This is a genomic window from Pseudomonas cremoris, assembly GCF_014230465.1.
In genome coordinates, this window is sequence record NZ_JAAXCY010000001.1 from 488,657 (window position 1) to 503,518 (window position 14,862).

The following is a 14,862-nucleotide window of genomic DNA, read 5'->3' on the forward strand; positions in this document are numbered from 1 at the left end:
CACTTAGGCAGCCGCTCAACCGCAGCTGGACACGTTCTTTTCCTGACGTTTGGCTTCGCCCCACAGGGCGTCCAACTCTTCGAGGGTGCAATCTTCTATGGGTTTGTGCGTGTCGCGCAATGCCTGCTCGATAAATCGGAAGCGTCGCTCGAACTTGGCATTGGCGCCACGCAGCGCGGTTTCCGGGTCGACCTTGAGGTGACGGGCCAGGTTGACCGCCGCAAACAGCAGGTCGCCGACCTCATCAGCGATGGCCACCGAATCGTTATCAGCCATGGCTTCGAGCACTTCATCCAGCTCTTCGCGCACGTTGTCCACTACCGGCAAGGCGGATGGCCAGTCAAAGCCGACCTGGCTGGCGCGCTTTTGCAATTTGGCGGCACGGGACAGCGACGGCAAGGCCGTGGGCACGTCATCCAGCAGGGACAATTGCTCCGGCGCGTCGGATTTTTCCGCGCGCTCCTCGGCCTTGATCTGCTCCCAGCGCTGCTTGACCTGCTCTTCGCTCAACTGCGGGACATCCAGCGGCGCATACAGGTCGCCGGTAGGAAATACGTGGGGATGGCGGCGGATCAGCTTGCGGGTGATGCTGTCGATCACCCCGGCAAATTCAAAGCGCCCTTCTTCCCGCGCCAACTGGCTGTAATACACCACCTGGAACAACAGGTCGCCCAGCTCACCTTGCAGGTGATCGAAGTCGCCGCGTTCAATGGCGTCGGCGACCTCGTAGGCTTCTTCCAGGGTGTGCGGCACGATAGTGGCGTAGGTTTGCTTGATGTCCCACGGGCACCCGTATTGCGGGTCCCGCAGGCGGTTCATCAGGTGCAGCAGGTCTTCAAGCGAATACATCATGGTGTGCGGTTACGCCGTGTCTCAATGATGTTCGGCAACTGGGAAATCCGCCCCAGCAACCGCCCCAATGCGTCCAGCCCCGGAATCTCGATGGTCAGGGACATCAACGCAGTGTTGTCCTCTTTGTTCGAGCGGGTGTTGACCGCCAACACGTTGATGCGCTCGTTGAGCAGCACTTGCGACACATCACGCAGCAAGCCTGAACGGTCGTAGGCCCGAATCACGATATCCACCGGATAAGTGAGTACCGGCACCGGCCCCCAGCTGACCTGGATGATCCGCTCTGGCTCACGTCCGCCCAGTTGCAGCACCGAGGCGCAGTCCTGGCGGTGAATGCTCACGCCACGGCCCTGGGTGATGTAGCCGACGATGGCATCGCCCGGCAACGGCTGGCAGCAGCCGGCCATTTGCGTCATCAGGTTGCCCACGCCCTGGATCTGGATATCGCCACGCTTGCCCGGCTTGTAGCCCGTGGCTTTGCGTGGGATCAGCTCCAGTTGCTCGCTGCCGCGCTCCGGCTCCACCAGTTGTTGGGCCAGGTTGACCAATTGCGCCAAACGCAGGTCGCCAGCACCGAGGGCCGCAAACATGTCTTCGGCGATCTTCATGTTGGCCTTTTCGGCCAGCTTGTCGAAGTCCACCTGCGGCAAGCCCAAGCGTGCCAATTCACGTTCGAGCAGGGTTTTGCCGGCAGCAACGTTCTGGTCGCGCGCCTGCAACTTGAACCAGTGGACGATCTTCGCCCGCGCCCGCGACGTGGTGATGTAGCCCAGGTTCGGGTTCAGCCAGTCGCGGCTCGGCGTGCCGTGCTTGCTGGTAATGATCTCGACCTGTTCACCGGTCTGCAGGCTGTAGTTGAGCGGCACGATGCGCCCGTTGATCTTGGCGCCCCGGCAGTTATGGCCGATTTCGGTGTGTACGCGGTAGGCAAAGTCCAGCGGCGTCGCGCCCTTCGGCAAGTCGATGGCGTGGCCGTCAGGGGTGAAGATATAAACCCGGTCTGGCTCTATATCCACCCGCAGCTGTTCGGCCAGGCCGCCGATGTCGCCGAGCTCTTCGTGCCATTCCAGCACTTGTCGCAGCCAGGAGATTTTCTCTTCGTACTGGTTGGAACCGGCCTTGACGTCGGTACCCTTGTAGCGCCAGTGCGCGCACACGCCCAGCTCCGCCTCTTCGTGCATGGCGTGCGTGCGGATCTGCACTTCCAACACCTTGCCTTCGGGGCCAATCACCGCCGTGTGCAGCGAGCGATAGCCGTTTTCCTTGGGGTTGGCGATGTAGTCGTCGAATTCCTTCGGGATATGTCGCCACAGGGTGTGGACGATGCCCAGCGCGGTGTAGCAGTCGCGCATTTCCGGCACCAGCACACGCACGGCACGCACGTCATAGATCTGGCTGAAGGCCAGACCCTTGCGCTGCATTTTGCGCCAGATGGAATAGATGTGTTTGGCGCGGCCGCTGATGTCGGCCTCAACGCCGGTGGCCTGCAACTCGGAGCGCAACTGGTTCATCACATCGGTGATGAAGCGCTCACGGTCAAGCCGCCGCTCGTGGAGCAGCGTGGCAATCTGTTTGTATTGGTCGGGTTCAAGGTAACGGAAGGACAGGTCCTCCAGCTCCCACTTGATATGGCCGATGCCCAGGCGATGCGCGAGCGGCGCATAGATGTCGAAGACTTCACGAGCGACGCGGTTGCGCTTCTCGTCATCGGCGGTCTTCACGGCACGAATCGCGCAGGTGCGTTCGGCCAGCTTGATCAGGGCGACGCGAACGTCATCGACCATCGCCACCAGCATCTTGCGCAGGTTTTCCACCTGGCCCTGTGTGCCCAGCACCATGGACTGGCGCGGGCTGAGGCTGGCGCTGATGGCCGCCATGCGAAGCACGCCGTCGATCAGCTTGGCCACCACGGAGCCGAAACGCTGGCTCACCAGCGGCAACGCGATATGCCCTTCGCGTACGCCGCGATAGAGCACGGCAGCGATCAGCGAATCCTGGTCCAGCTTGAGGTCGGCGAGGATCTCGGCGATCTCAAGCCCGGTGCGAAAGCTTGAAGTGCCTTCGGCCCACAGGTTCTTGGCTGCATTGTTCTGTTGCTCAGACTCACGAGCGAACTCGCAAGCGGCCTTCAAGGCTTCACGGTCCAGTGCCGGGTCGACACTGACGGCATGATCCAGCCATGCCTCGAGATTGATACTGCCGTCGGTGTTGATCGGCTGGTGTGCTCTCACCTGTACCATCTTGCTTACCTTCCCTACGACGCACCTTCGATGCGCCAGAAATCATCGCTGACCTGCTTTACCTATTAAAGCTTACACACGCTCCCTGGCAGGTCACGGCCTTGGAGAATGCAGGCCAGTCGGATTAAACGGGCATCCTAGCCCGCTTCAAATAACGCCATGGCCTCGACATGCGCTGTCTGCGGAAACATGTCGAGGATCCCGGCACGTTTTAGCCGGTAGCCTTGCTTGACCAACTCAACCGTGTCCCGCGCCAGCGTGGCCGGGTTGCAGGACACATACACCAGGCGCTTGGCCTTGAGGGTCGCAAGCTTGCGCACGACCTCCAGGGCACCATCGCGGGGTGGGTCCAAGAGTACCGCAGAAAAGCCCTGTTTGGCCCATTCTGCGTCGGTCAAAGGCTGGGACAAATCGGCCTGAAAAAACTGCGCATTATGCAAATTGTTGCTGACGGCATTGAGGGCCGCCCGGTCCACCATGGTCTGCACACCTTCCACTGCCACCACGTCGCGCACTTGCTTGGCGAGTGGCAGGGCAAAATTGCCCAGGCCACAAAACAGATCCAATACCCGCTCATCGGGCTGCGGCGCCAGCCACTCCAGGGCCTGGGCCACCATCGCTTCGTTGACTCCCGCATTTACCTGCACGAAGTCACCCGGTCGGTACGCCAACTCCAGGTCCCACTGTTCCAACCGAAACCCCAACGCCGAATCGGCCTCGACCGGCTCCGGCTGGCCCTCGCCATGCAGCCACAATTGGGCTTCATGGAAGGCGCAAAATTCTTTCAACACCTGCAGGTCTGCATCGGACAAAGGCGACATATGTCGCAACAACACCGCAATGGACGTGCCACTGAACAACTCAACATGCCCCAAGGCCTGCGGCTTGCTCAGACGACGCAACATGTTAGGCAGACGCTGCATGATCGGTTGCAAGGCCTGTACCAGCACCGGGCAATCGTCGATCGCGACGATGTCCTGGCTGGCCACGGCACGGAAACCCACTTCAAGTTTCTTCGCCTTTGCATCCCAGCGCACGGCCACGCGGGCGCGGCGGCGATAGCCGAACTCCGGGCCACTCAAAGGCGCCGCCCACTCTTGCGGTTCGACACCCGCCACCCGCGACAATTGCTCGGCGAGCATGCGCTGTTTCAGGGCAAGTTGTTCGGCATGGGGCAAGTGCTGCACGCTGCACCCGCCGCAGCGGCCAACATGGGCACACGGCGCCGGGCGGCGCAATTCACTGGCCTTGAACACACGCTCGGTACGGGCCTCGACGATCTTGCCGTGGGCGCCCAATACCCGCGCTTCCACTTCTTCACCAGCCAACGCACCGTTGACGAACCACGTGCGCCCTTCAAAGAACACGATGCCCCGGCCGTCATTGGCCAGGCGTTCGATGGTCAAGCGCTGCTTCTTGCCCACAGGAATCTGTGGAGCCCGGCTGCCGCCCGTCGGTTGGAAGCGCAGGCCTCTCTCGTGCTTGGCCATCAGTTGGGTTCGTCGAAGATGCCGGTCGACAAGTAACGGTCGCCTCGGTCACAGATGATCGCGACGATCACCGCGTTTTCCACCTCTTTGGACAGGCGCAACATGCCCGCCACTGCACCGCCGGACGAGACGCCACAGAAGATGCCTTCTTCACGGGCCAGCCGGCGAGTGGTGTCTTCGGCTTCACGCTGGGCCATGTCGATGATGCGGTCCACGCGGGTCGCGTTGTAGATCTTGGGCAGATACTCTTCGGGCCAGCGGCGGATGCCAGGAATCGCCGCGCCTTCCATCGGTTGCAGGCCAACGATCTGGATCGCCGGGTTCTGCTCCTTGAGGTAGCGCGAATTGCCCATGATGGTACCGGTGGTGCCCATGGAGCTGACGAAATGGGTGATGGTACCGCCAGTCTGGCGCCAGATTTCCGGGCCGGTGGTGGTGTAGTGCGCCTCAGGGTTGTCACCGTTAGCGAACTGGTCCAGCACCTGACCACGGCCTTCGGCGGCCATGCGCTCGGCGAGGTCGCGGGCACCTTCCATGCCTTCTTCCTGGGTCACCAGCACCAACTCGGCGCCATAGGCGGTCATCGCCGCCTTGCGCTCGGCGCTGCCGTTGTCGGGCATGATCAGCACCATCTTGTAACCCTTGATCGCGGCGGCCATGGCCAAGGCGATCCCGGTGTTGCCGGAGGTGGCTTCGATCAGGGTGTCGCCAGGCTTGATCTGCCCGCGCAACTCGGCGCGGGTGATCATCGACAACGCCGGGCGGTCTTTTACCGAACCAGCCGGGTTGTTCCCTTCGAGCTTGAGCAACAGGGTATTGCTGGTTTCACCCGCCATGCGTTGCAAGCGGACCAGGGGCGTGTTGCCGACGCAATCGGCGATTGTAGGGTACTGCAAGGTCATGGCGTATTCGCAATCCAGACTGCGGGGCGCACATCATACCGGGAAAGGCCGGCGCGCCATATCACGCAAAGTGCGGTGCTTATGACCTAAAAGAATAAGCCGATCATGTGTCAACGGATCGATCGCCATGGTTTCTCTGAAACACCTCATCACCCATCGCTGCAATCTGACCGTCGATCAAGGCCTCAAAAGGTTTGAGCAACGCTTCAAATGACGTCGGCGCTTCCAATACCTGCAACGCCTGCACAATGGCTTCAACCGTCGACAACGCCCCAGGCCCCGGTGCCTTGCGCAGCCGGTAACGGGATACGCCGCCCTCAGCCAGGGTTACGCGTGGCAACGCGGCCAGCAACGGATTGAGGTGCAGCATCTTGCGCGCCTTGCGCCAGGTGCCATCGGGGATCACCAGCAGCAGCGGCGCATCGGACGATGCGTAGGCCTGCAACGGCTGGGCACCGTCGGCGGGGAACAATAGCCGCGCCTGGTAACCGGGCACATTCAACAAACTCGGCAGGCCCTCAAACACCTCGCCCACCACCAATTGCGCATTGTTCAAACCCAACGCCGCCAACCGTGCGGTATTCAACGCATGGCCAACCTCGCTTGGGTGCTGCAGCAGCAACACGCGTGTGCGGCTGTCGAGGCTGGGGATCAGCGCGCACAGGCAATGGGTTACAGGCCGCAGGCAGCGGGAGCATTGGGGTCTGGACATGTTTATCAGGCCTGGTTGAGCTGGGTTTTGAGCAAGTCACGGAAGGTCTGGATCAACGGTTCACGGCTACGGCCACGGCGCATGATCATCGAGAACGGCGCCTGATAGCCGAAGGTGGCTGGCAGCAGTACGCGCAGGTCGCCCTTGTCGGCCCAGGCCTGGGCGTAGTGCTCGGGCAGGTAGCCGATGTAGGCGCCGGAGAGCACCAAGATCAGTTGCGCCTCCATACTCTCCACCGTCGCGGCGCTGTGCTTGAAGCCGTGCCGCGCCAGTTCAGCTTGGCTCCAATAGCCACGACCGACCATGCGTTGCTGGGTGATCACTTGTTCGGGAATACGCCGTTCGTTGAATAAAGGATGGCGGGTACTGCAATACAACCAGTGCTGTTCGCGGTACAGCGGCATGTAGATCAACCCGCTCATGCGATTGGAGAAGGCGCCGATGGCCAGGTCCAGGCGGTTGTCCTGTACACCGAGCTGCAGTTCATAAGGGCTCATCACCGACAAATGCAAATGCACCGCCGGGTGTTCCAGGCTGTAGGCGCCGATCACTTCGGCGAACGGCAAGGCTTTGTCGCTGACGGTGGAGTCGAGCACGCCGAGCTTTAGCGTGCCGCGCAATTCGCCTTTCAACGCTGCCGCGTATTGCTCGAAACCTTCCAGTTCGCCCAGCAGGCGCAAGGTCTCCTGATGGAACAGCTCGCCCTTGCTAGTAAGGCTGAACCCACCCCGACCGCGATGGCACAGCACCAGGCCCAGCGCCGACTCCAACTGGCTCATATACGTGCTGATGGCCGACGTCGACAGGTTGAGCTCGTGCTGGGCATTGGCAAATCCCTGGTGCCGCACGACGCTGACGAAGATGCGCAGGAGTTTCAGGTCGGGCAAGGCGTTGGCCATCGGTTCTCCAGATATACACAAAAACCTGTGGGAGCGGGCTTGCTCGCGAATGCGGTGCATCAGCCACAGATGATTCAACTGATCCACCGCATTCGCGAGCAAGCCCGCTCCCACATTTGAACCGAGTTTACCTCAGGCAATAGTTTAGAAAAATCTGAACTAAGTATTTGCCCCTGCCGATTCTTTCGTTTCCATGTATTTCGCAGAATCGGCCCCTAATAAACAAAACAACGATGAGGCACTCCCGTGGACAAGATTTTTCACCAACCACTGGGCGGCAACGAAATGCCGCGCTTTGCCGGCATCGCCACCATGATGCGTCTTCCCCACCTGCAATCGGCCAAGGGCCTGGACGCCGCCTTTATCGGCGTGCCCTTGGACATCGGCACCTCGCTGCGCGCCGGCACCCGCTTCGGGCCGCGTGAAATCCGCGCTGAGTCGGTGATGATCCGCCCCTACAACATGGCCACCGGCGCCGCACCGTTTGACTCGCTGTCGGTAGCCGATATCGGCGACGTAGCGATCAACACCTTCAACCTGCTCGACGCCGTGCGCATCATCGAAGAAGCCTACGACGAGATTCTTGAGCACGATGTGATCCCGATGACCCTGGGCGGCGACCACACCATCACCCTGCCGATCCTGCGCGCCATCCATAAGAAACACGGCAAGGTCGGGCTGGTGCACATCGATGCCCACGCCGACGTCAACGACCATATGTTCGGCGAGAAAATCGCCCACGGCACCACCTTCCGCCGCGCCGTAGAAGAAGGTCTGCTGGACTGCGACCGCGTGGTACAGATTGGCCTGCGTGCCCAGGGCTACACCGCCGAAGACTTCAACTGGAGCCGCAAGCAAGGTTTCCGCGTGGTCCAGGCCGAAGAATGCTGGCACCACTCCCTCGCACCGCTGATGGCCGAAGTGCGTGAAAAAGTCGGCGGCGGCCCGGTGTACCTGAGCTTTGATATCGACGGCATCGACCCCGCCTGGGCACCCGGCACCGGCACCCCGGAAATCGGCGGGCTGACCACCATCCAGGCCATCGAGATCATCCGTGGCTGCCAGGGCCTCGACCTGATTGGTTGTGACCTGGTAGAAGTTTCGCCGCCCTACGACACCACCGGCAACACCTCGTTGCTGGGCGCCAACTTGCTGTACGAGATGCTCTGCGTATTGCCTGGCGTGGCGCACCGCTAATGAGCGCGCAAGAAGTCCTGCACGCCGCCGCCGACCTGGTGGCGGCCTTCGCCCGCAACGATCGCGCCGCTTATTTCGGCGCGTTCAGCAGCGACGCCAGCTTTGTGTTCTACACCCTCCCCCAGCCGCTGCTCAGTCGCGATGCCTACCAGGCGTTGTGGGACAGCTGGCGTCGGGACGAGGCGTTCGAAGTGCTCTCGTGCACCTCGAGCAACGCCTTTGTCAGCCTGCAAGGTGACGTGGCGATTTTTATTCATGACGTGGCCACCGAGCTGCGCATGAACGGGGAGCAATTTTTTAGCCAGGAACGCGAGACCATTGTCTTCAAACGACAAGGATCTCGCACAGAACAAAAAGAAGGCCTGTGGCTAGCCTGTCACGAACATTTGTCCGCTATGCCGGAAGGGCTGCCGCCCCCTTAGCCAATGTGATCGGAGCTGATCATGAATAATAAAAACAACGATAAAAGTATTCGAAAAATAGAAACCAACGGGGTCGAACAGATCCCGGATCACGAACGTACCGCCGGCCCTAAGGATCTGTTCCGACTGATCTTCGGCGGTGCCAATACCTTTGCCACTGCCGTACTGGGCTCCTTCCCCGTGCTGTTCGGCTTGTCGTTCCAGGCCGGCGTCTGGGCGATTGTGCTGGGCGTATTGGTGGGCGCGCTGATCCTGGCGCCCATGGGCCTGTTCGGGCCGATCAATGGCACCAACAACGCCGTATCTTCCGGTGCACACTTCGGCGTGCACGGGCGGATTGTCGGCTCATTCCTGTCGCTGCTGACGGCGATTGCCTTCTTCTCACTGTCAGTGTGGAGTTCAGGCGACGCGCTGGTGGGCGGTGCGAAACGGCTGATCGGCCTGCCGGAAACTAACCTGACCCTGGGCATGGCCTACGGCGTGTTCGCGATTCTGGTGCTGACCGTGTGCATCTACGGCTTTCGCTTCATGCTGTGGGTCAACCGTATTGCGGTGTGGGCTGCGAGCTTGCTGTTTTTGCTGGGCATCTTCGCCTTCGCACCGGCTTTTGACAGTCACTTTGCCGGCACGGTCGCCATGGGCCAGACCGGTTTCTGGGCCGCGTTCATTGGTGCTGCGTTGGTGGCCATGAGCAACCCGATTTCCTTCGGCGCGTTCCTGGGTGACTGGTCACGCTACATCCCGCGTGAGACGCCGAAAATGCGCATCATGCTGGCGGTAGTCGCTGCACAAATCGCCACCCTGATCCCGTTTCTGTTCGGCCTGGCCACCGCGACCATCGTGGCGATCAAGGCACCGGACTACATCGCGGCCAACAATTATGTCGGCGGTTTGCTGGCAGTGGCGCCGAGCTGGTTTTTCCTGCCGGTGTGCCTGATCGCTGTGATCGGCGGCATGTCCACCGGAACGACTTCGCTGTATGGCACGGGGCTGGACATGTCCAGCGTGTTCCCGCGCTTGCTGTCGCGGGTCAAGGCCACGCTGCTGATTGGGGTGATGTCGATTGCCTTCATCTTTATCGGACGTTTCGCTGCCAACCTGGTGCAGAGCGTGTCGACTTTCGCCGTGCTGATCATCACCTGTACCACGCCGTGGATGGTGATGATGATCATTGGCCTGATCGTGCGTCGCGGCTTCTACTGCCCGGATGACCTGCAGGTATTCACCCGTGGTGAAACCGGCGGCCGCTACTGGTTCAGCCATGGCTGGAACTGGCGCGGGCTGGGGGCCTGGATCCCAAGTGCATTGGTGGGTTTGTGCTTCGTCAACTTGCCGGGCCAGTTCGTCGGGCCGCTGGGCAATCTGGCCGATGGCATCGATATCAGCTTGCCAGTGACGCTGGGGTTGGCGTCGGTGGTGTACCTGACGTTGCTTCGCGTGTTCCCGGAACCAGCCGCTGTCTATGGTCCTGCCGACCCTCGCAGCAAGCGCACGGATGCGCGCGTTAAACCGGCGCTGCAACCAGCCGCCTGATCGCCCATAAAAAAGATAACCGGAGAATCGCCGTCATGGCTTTGGATTTATTCGTCGTACTCATCTACGCCGCCGGCATGCTCGTGCTCGGCTATTACGGCATGCGCCGCGCCAAGACCCACGAGGACTACCTGGTAGCCGGTCGCAACCTGGGCCCGTCGCTGTACATGGGCACCATGGCTGCCACGGTATTGGGCGGTGCTTCTACCGTCGGCACCGTACGCCTGGGCTACGTGCATGGCATCTCCGGCTTCTGGCTGTGTGCCGCACTGGGCATGGGCATCATTGCGCTGAACCTGTTCCTGGCCAAGCCGCTGTTGAAGCTGAAGATTTTCACCGTCACCCAAGTGCTGGAAAAGCGCTACAACCCCATGGCCCGCCAAGCGAGTGCGGTGATCATGCTGGCCTACGCGCTGATGATCGGCGTGACCTCGATCCTGGCCATCGGTACCGTGCTGCAAGTGCTGTTCGGCCTGCCGTTCTGGATTTCGGTGCTGCTGGGCGGTGGCGTGGTGGTGGTGTACTCGACCATCGGCGGCATGTGGTCGCTGACCCTCACCGACATCGTGCAGTTCGTGATCAAGACCGTCGGCCTGATGTTTATCCTGCTGCCGATCTGCCTGTACCGCGTTGGCGGCTGGGATGAGTTGGTGGCCAAGCTGCCAGCGTCGAATTTCAGCTTCACCGCGATCGGCTGGGACACGATCATCACCTACTTCATGATCTACTTTTTCGGCATCCTGATCGGCCAGGACATCTGGCAACGGGTGTTCACCGCCCGTGACGAAAAGGTCGCCAAGTACGCCGGCACTTTCGCCGGGTTCTACTGCATCCTCTACGGCCTGGCCTGTGCGTTGATCGGCATGGCCGCGCACGTGCTGATCCCGGACCTGGACAACGTCAACAACGCGTTTGCCGCTATCGTTAAAGTCTCGCTGCCGGACGGCATCCGCGGCCTGGTGATTGCAGCGGCACTGGCCGCGATGATGTCCACCGCCAGCGCCGGTTTGCTCGCAGCCTCCACCGTACTGACCGAAGACCTGCTGCCGCGTTTGCGTGGCGGTAAACAGTCGAGCCTGGCGATCAACCGCTTGTTCACAATGCTGACGGGCATTGCCGTGCTGGGTATCGCGCTGGTGGTGAATGATGTGATCAGTGCGTTGACCCTGGCTTACAACCTGTTGGTGGGCGGCATGCTGATCCCACTCATCGGCGCGATCTTCTGGAAACGCGCGACCACCTCCGGAGCGATCACCTCGATGACGCTGGGCTTTGTGACGGCGCTGGTGTTCATGATCAAGGATGGGTTGGATTCGAACACGCCGATCTACTACAGCCTGGCGATTGGGTTGGTGAGTTTTGTTGTAGTGAGTTTGCTGTCGCCCAAGCCGGAGGCAGCGGTGGCTCGGGCGGTTTGATGCATAACAGGATGTAGAGCGGTTTCTTCAGCGGGCGCGACGTCGGATGTCGCGCCCGTTTTTTTATGATTCAACTGACAACCTTCGGTTTGCCTGGATAATTTCCTGGACTAGAGACGCCCCTACCAAACTCTGTGATATGCCCCCGGCCGCAATTCGATAATAGGCAGCGCAATAAACTATCGAAACCTCCTCCCCCTCCCCCATCGTACTGACGACGACATGCTCTCTGCTCAATTCGGCAATTTCGCCCGAACTCAGATGCTTAGGCTGCAACTGAACCCCAGAGCGCCGCAAAAGGGCCTCTATCTCACCCTTTAAATGGACGAACTCGATATCGTAGGCTGCCTCCTTAAACAAGGGAGCCAGCGATGGATTGTCCGCAAGGAGCTTTTCAAACAATTCGATACCTGCGCGATGACACTCAACCGCCAAATACGGTATTGCAGGAAACCGATGACTGGCGCCATCGCGATCCTGATTGCCTTCGTAGATCGTCACCTGATAATTCGCCAACCGGAGCATCACCGCTTGAAGCAGACCGTTGATACCCCTGCCGATGATCGACACCTGCGGCGCACCGGCTTCTAAGGGTTGCGAGGGAATCGCCAAGGATTGCGCAAGTTGGCGCCGGACAATGCCGCTCAGGGCCGTCAAGCTCAGTTGGACTGAGACCGCATAGTCAAGGTCAACATTGCAGGCTTCGGTAGTGGCTGCGTGCGTCGTCAGGGTTGCAGGGTTGCGCCACGTGTCAACACTACAACCGAGCGTTTGTGTGCGCATCCGGAACGCATCCAATGTTGCAGGTCCGTAGTCCACTACAAGCTGGACGCCTTCAGCCACCGCCAACGTCTGCAAAGCATCATCACTAAAAACATCCGGTTTGGCGACGCAGACCAAGCGAGCGTGACTGTGCATGCACTGAATGAGGCCTCGATCAATACGATGTGCAGACTCATCATTCAGAGACAAGCAGATGGCGACAGCAGAAGCCCCCTCCAGCGCCTCTACCCAATCAACGACAAACGACACTCGACTATTGCAAAAGACTTTCTCGGTTCTATCGGGCGCTAGCCCCTGCCGAACCAACACCTTGATCCGAACGTCCGGATCTTGATCCAGCAGTAACTTGACCAGCTCTTGCCTACATTGCCGAACCCCAATACACAGACCTCATGCGGGGCAGTGAGATCGCCCAGTGTCAGCCAATGCGCGATATAAGCAGCAACATGCGGCGCGTTGATCCCAGGTGTATTGACCACTTGAATGCCGTGGGACTTGCAAAGATCCACCCGCACCTTATCCAAGCTTGTACCCCTGCGGACCAGGCAAAGATCTCCAAAGGGCTGAGATGCACGCCATTGATCAATGATGTCGGCATCGATGGTTTGGTCGGCGACAATGATCGTGGATGGGCGCAGAAGGCCGATCTGTATCAGCAAAGCGTGCTTGGTTATTGTCGGGCGTAGAAACACTACGTTGCAGGGTGCGTCAGCCTTCCAGCGTTTCGACACAGGTGCGATCTGTAAAATATTGTCGGTTGTAGCGATGAGTGACGCAGCGACGGGCGGAACGGAAGAGAGCGTCATAGCGATATCTCCGCAAACTTACTGATACCCCGATAAGAGGCACTCAATAAATTGGGGGTAAACGATACAAATCATTACCCGGCGGAATTCAACCTACGCGTGTCTTTAAAATCTAATAAGCCAGCCGATTCTGATAGGCAGGTAGCCCAATTCCGACACTGGAATGCAAAAGCCTGGTGATTGGGCGAGTGAAGGGGACGTTGGCGTTGTGGGCTGTGGCGGCTGTTTTTTTGCCTGACGTAGAACCCAATGTGGGAGCGGGCTTGCTCGCGAAGGCGGCGTGACAGTCAACCTTTCATCGACTGTCACACCGCCTTCGCGAGCAAGCCCGCTCCCACATGTTTAATCCTGCTTCGACCGGTATTTACCTGCGACGTGGCCGGCGCTGCTCGTCGTCAGTGCGGATCGGAACCGGCTGCAGTGGCGGCTCGATCAAGCCCAGTGCAACACCGAGGTCGTGGAGCCAGTTTTGAATTTTCTCTTTCATGGTTTGCCCCCTTTGAGGGTAATGCTGGCGGGCGCAAATTCTGTCGCCCTTTCCTACAGTGATAGTAGCCCTAAGTCCTACGTAATGCTTGAACGAAACCACAACGAACTATTACTGAATTGATCTGAATCCTGACGGATCGTTCAAGCAATGGCGCGCGTGTCTTGCAACACCTCAGCCCTACCCACTTGCTGCAGGTCAATCCACGCATTGAGGTTAGCGCCGAGCATACCCTTTCGCCACATCAGCCAGGTGGTCGCGGTGGCAAATGGCCCTGTCAGCGGATGAACGGACACACTGTCCTTGCCCGGCAAGCTTTCGAGCATGGATTCAGACATGAGCGCCACCCCGGAACCGGCAATCACACAGGCCAACATGCCCTGATAAGACTCGATCTCAATCGCCCGCCCCATCGCCACGTGCTCGTGGGAAAACCACGTCTCTAGCCGTGTGCGATAGGCGCAGCTGCGTCGGAACGTGAACACCGAGCGCCCCGCGACATCTTGCGGCCCCCGCACGGGCGGGTGATCGGCCTCACAGATCAATACCAGGCGCTCTTCACACAACGGCACACCGTCGAGTGTGGCGATCGTGATGGGGCCGTCCACAAAGGCAGCGTCCAGGCGACCGGTGATCAAGCCTTCAAGCAACTCACCGCTGGGCGCCGATTGCACTTGAAGGTTCACCATCGGAAACGCCTTGTGATAGCGCGCCAGCAGCTTGGGCAAATGAACCGCCGCCGTGCTGTACATACTGCCCAGTACAAAATCGCCAGCCGGTTGCCCGCCCTGCACCGCGCCGTGGGCTTCGTCATGCAAGGCCAGCAGGCGGGTGCTGTAGTCCAGCAACACTTTGCCCGCAGGAGAAAGCTGCAAGCGCTGGCGTTCACGCACGAACAGCTCGACGCCGAGTTGTTCCTCCATCTGCTTGAGTCGCGTCGACAGGTTCGACGGCACGCGATGCAGGCGCTCGGCCGCGCGCGTAATGGAGCCCTCTTCCGCCACGGCCTGGAAAATGCGCAATTGACTGAACTCCATACCTTTCTCCAAAACTGAACAAGTTACTCACTATTATTCAATTTTACAGAAAGTCAATCAGCTTTAGCCTGAAGATCAATCGCT

Annotated in this window: 14 protein-coding genes; 4 read left to right on the forward strand and 10 right to left on the reverse strand. The window is 59.9% G+C overall.

The window, feature by feature from the left end:
* Window positions 1-15: 15 nt before the first annotated feature.
* From mazG to HF257_RS02295, 6 genes are all read right to left on the reverse strand, one after another.
* A complete protein-coding gene (gene mazG, locus HF257_RS02270; RefSeq protein ID WP_185704345.1) occupies window positions 16-849 on the reverse strand; it encodes a nucleoside triphosphate pyrophosphohydrolase in 834 nt (277 codons plus the stop codon).
* Window positions 849-3,092, reverse strand: a complete 2,244-nt coding sequence (relA, locus tag HF257_RS02275) for a GTP diphosphokinase (RefSeq protein WP_185703569.1) — start codon at window positions 3,090-3,092, stop codon at window positions 849-851. Before relA ends, mazG begins: the two co-directional genes overlap by 1 nt.
* Before the next feature lie 137 nt (window positions 3,093-3,229).
* Window positions 3,230-4,582 carry a 23S rRNA (uracil(1939)-C(5))-methyltransferase RlmD gene (rlmD, locus tag HF257_RS02280; RefSeq protein WP_185703567.1) on the reverse strand — a complete coding sequence of 451 codons (1,353 nt, stop codon included), beginning with the start codon at window positions 4,580-4,582 and terminating at the stop codon, window positions 3,230-3,232.
* Window positions 4,582-5,484 carry a cysteine synthase CysM gene (gene cysM, locus HF257_RS02285; RefSeq protein WP_017735422.1) on the reverse strand — a complete coding sequence of 301 codons (903 nt, stop codon included), beginning with the start codon at window positions 5,482-5,484 and terminating at the stop codon, window positions 4,582-4,584. Before cysM ends, rlmD begins: the two co-directional genes overlap by 1 nt.
* Before the next feature lie 103 nt (window positions 5,485-5,587).
* A complete protein-coding gene (locus HF257_RS02290; RefSeq protein WP_185703565.1) occupies window positions 5,588-6,196 on the reverse strand; it encodes a tRNA-uridine aminocarboxypropyltransferase in 609 nt (202 codons plus the stop codon).
* Window positions 6,197-6,201: 5 nt separating this feature from the next.
* Window positions 6,202-7,095 (reverse strand): LysR family transcriptional regulator, encoded by an 894-nt coding sequence (locus HF257_RS02295; protein WP_034108063.1) that lies wholly within the window; start codon window positions 7,093-7,095, stop codon window positions 6,202-6,204.
* Window positions 7,096-7,341: 246 nt separating this feature from the next.
* Between HF257_RS02295 and speB the strand changes: the two genes are divergently transcribed.
* Genes speB through HF257_RS02315 form a run of 4 tightly spaced genes read left to right on the forward strand, consistent with a single transcriptional unit; the run spans window position 7,342 to window position 11,665 of the window.
* A complete protein-coding gene (gene speB, locus HF257_RS02300; RefSeq protein ID WP_010563906.1) occupies window positions 7,342-8,292 on the forward strand; it encodes an agmatinase in 951 nt (316 codons plus the stop codon).
* Window positions 8,292-8,714 (forward strand): YybH family protein, encoded by a 423-nt coding sequence (locus HF257_RS02305; RefSeq protein WP_185703563.1) that lies wholly within the window; start codon window positions 8,292-8,294, stop codon window positions 8,712-8,714. The genes speB and HF257_RS02305 overlap by 1 nt, the downstream gene beginning before the upstream one ends.
* Window positions 8,715-8,735: 21 nt before the next feature.
* Window positions 8,736-10,247 (forward strand): purine-cytosine permease family protein, encoded by a 1,512-nt coding sequence (locus tag HF257_RS02310; protein ID WP_185703561.1) that lies wholly within the window; start codon window positions 8,736-8,738, stop codon window positions 10,245-10,247.
* A gap of 35 nt (window positions 10,248-10,282) precedes the next feature.
* The gene (locus tag HF257_RS02315) at window positions 10,283-11,665 is read left to right on the forward strand and encodes a sodium:solute symporter (RefSeq protein WP_185703559.1); all 1,383 of its coding nucleotides are present in this window, start codon (window positions 10,283-10,285) and stop codon (window positions 11,663-11,665) included.
* 63 nt (window positions 11,666-11,728) lie between these two features.
* Here HF257_RS02315 and HF257_RS33250 read toward each other — a convergent pair whose 3' ends face one another.
* The 4 genes from HF257_RS33250 to ptrR all read right to left on the reverse strand — a co-directional run bounded on the left by HF257_RS33250 (window position 11,729) and on the right by ptrR (window position 14,778).
* Window positions 11,729-12,697: a hypothetical protein gene (locus HF257_RS33250; RefSeq protein ID WP_233081201.1), complete on the reverse strand. Its 969-nt coding sequence runs from the start codon at window positions 12,695-12,697 to the stop codon at window positions 11,729-11,731.
* Between the two features lie 38 nt (window positions 12,698-12,735).
* Window positions 12,736-13,254, reverse strand: coding sequence for a Rossmann-fold NAD(P)-binding domain-containing protein (locus HF257_RS33255; RefSeq protein WP_233081198.1), 519 nt, complete (start codon window positions 13,252-13,254; stop codon window positions 12,736-12,738).
* 364 nt (window positions 13,255-13,618) lie between these two features.
* Window positions 13,619-13,741 (reverse strand): PA1414 family protein, encoded by a 123-nt coding sequence (locus tag HF257_RS33420; protein ID WP_003193089.1) that lies wholly within the window; start codon window positions 13,739-13,741, stop codon window positions 13,619-13,621.
* Window positions 13,742-13,884: 143 nt separating this feature from the next.
* Window positions 13,885-14,778: a putrescine utilization regulator PtrR gene (gene ptrR, locus HF257_RS02325; RefSeq protein ID WP_185703557.1), complete on the reverse strand. Its 894-nt coding sequence runs from the start codon at window positions 14,776-14,778 to the stop codon at window positions 13,885-13,887.
* Window positions 14,779-14,862: the final 84 nt, after the last annotated feature.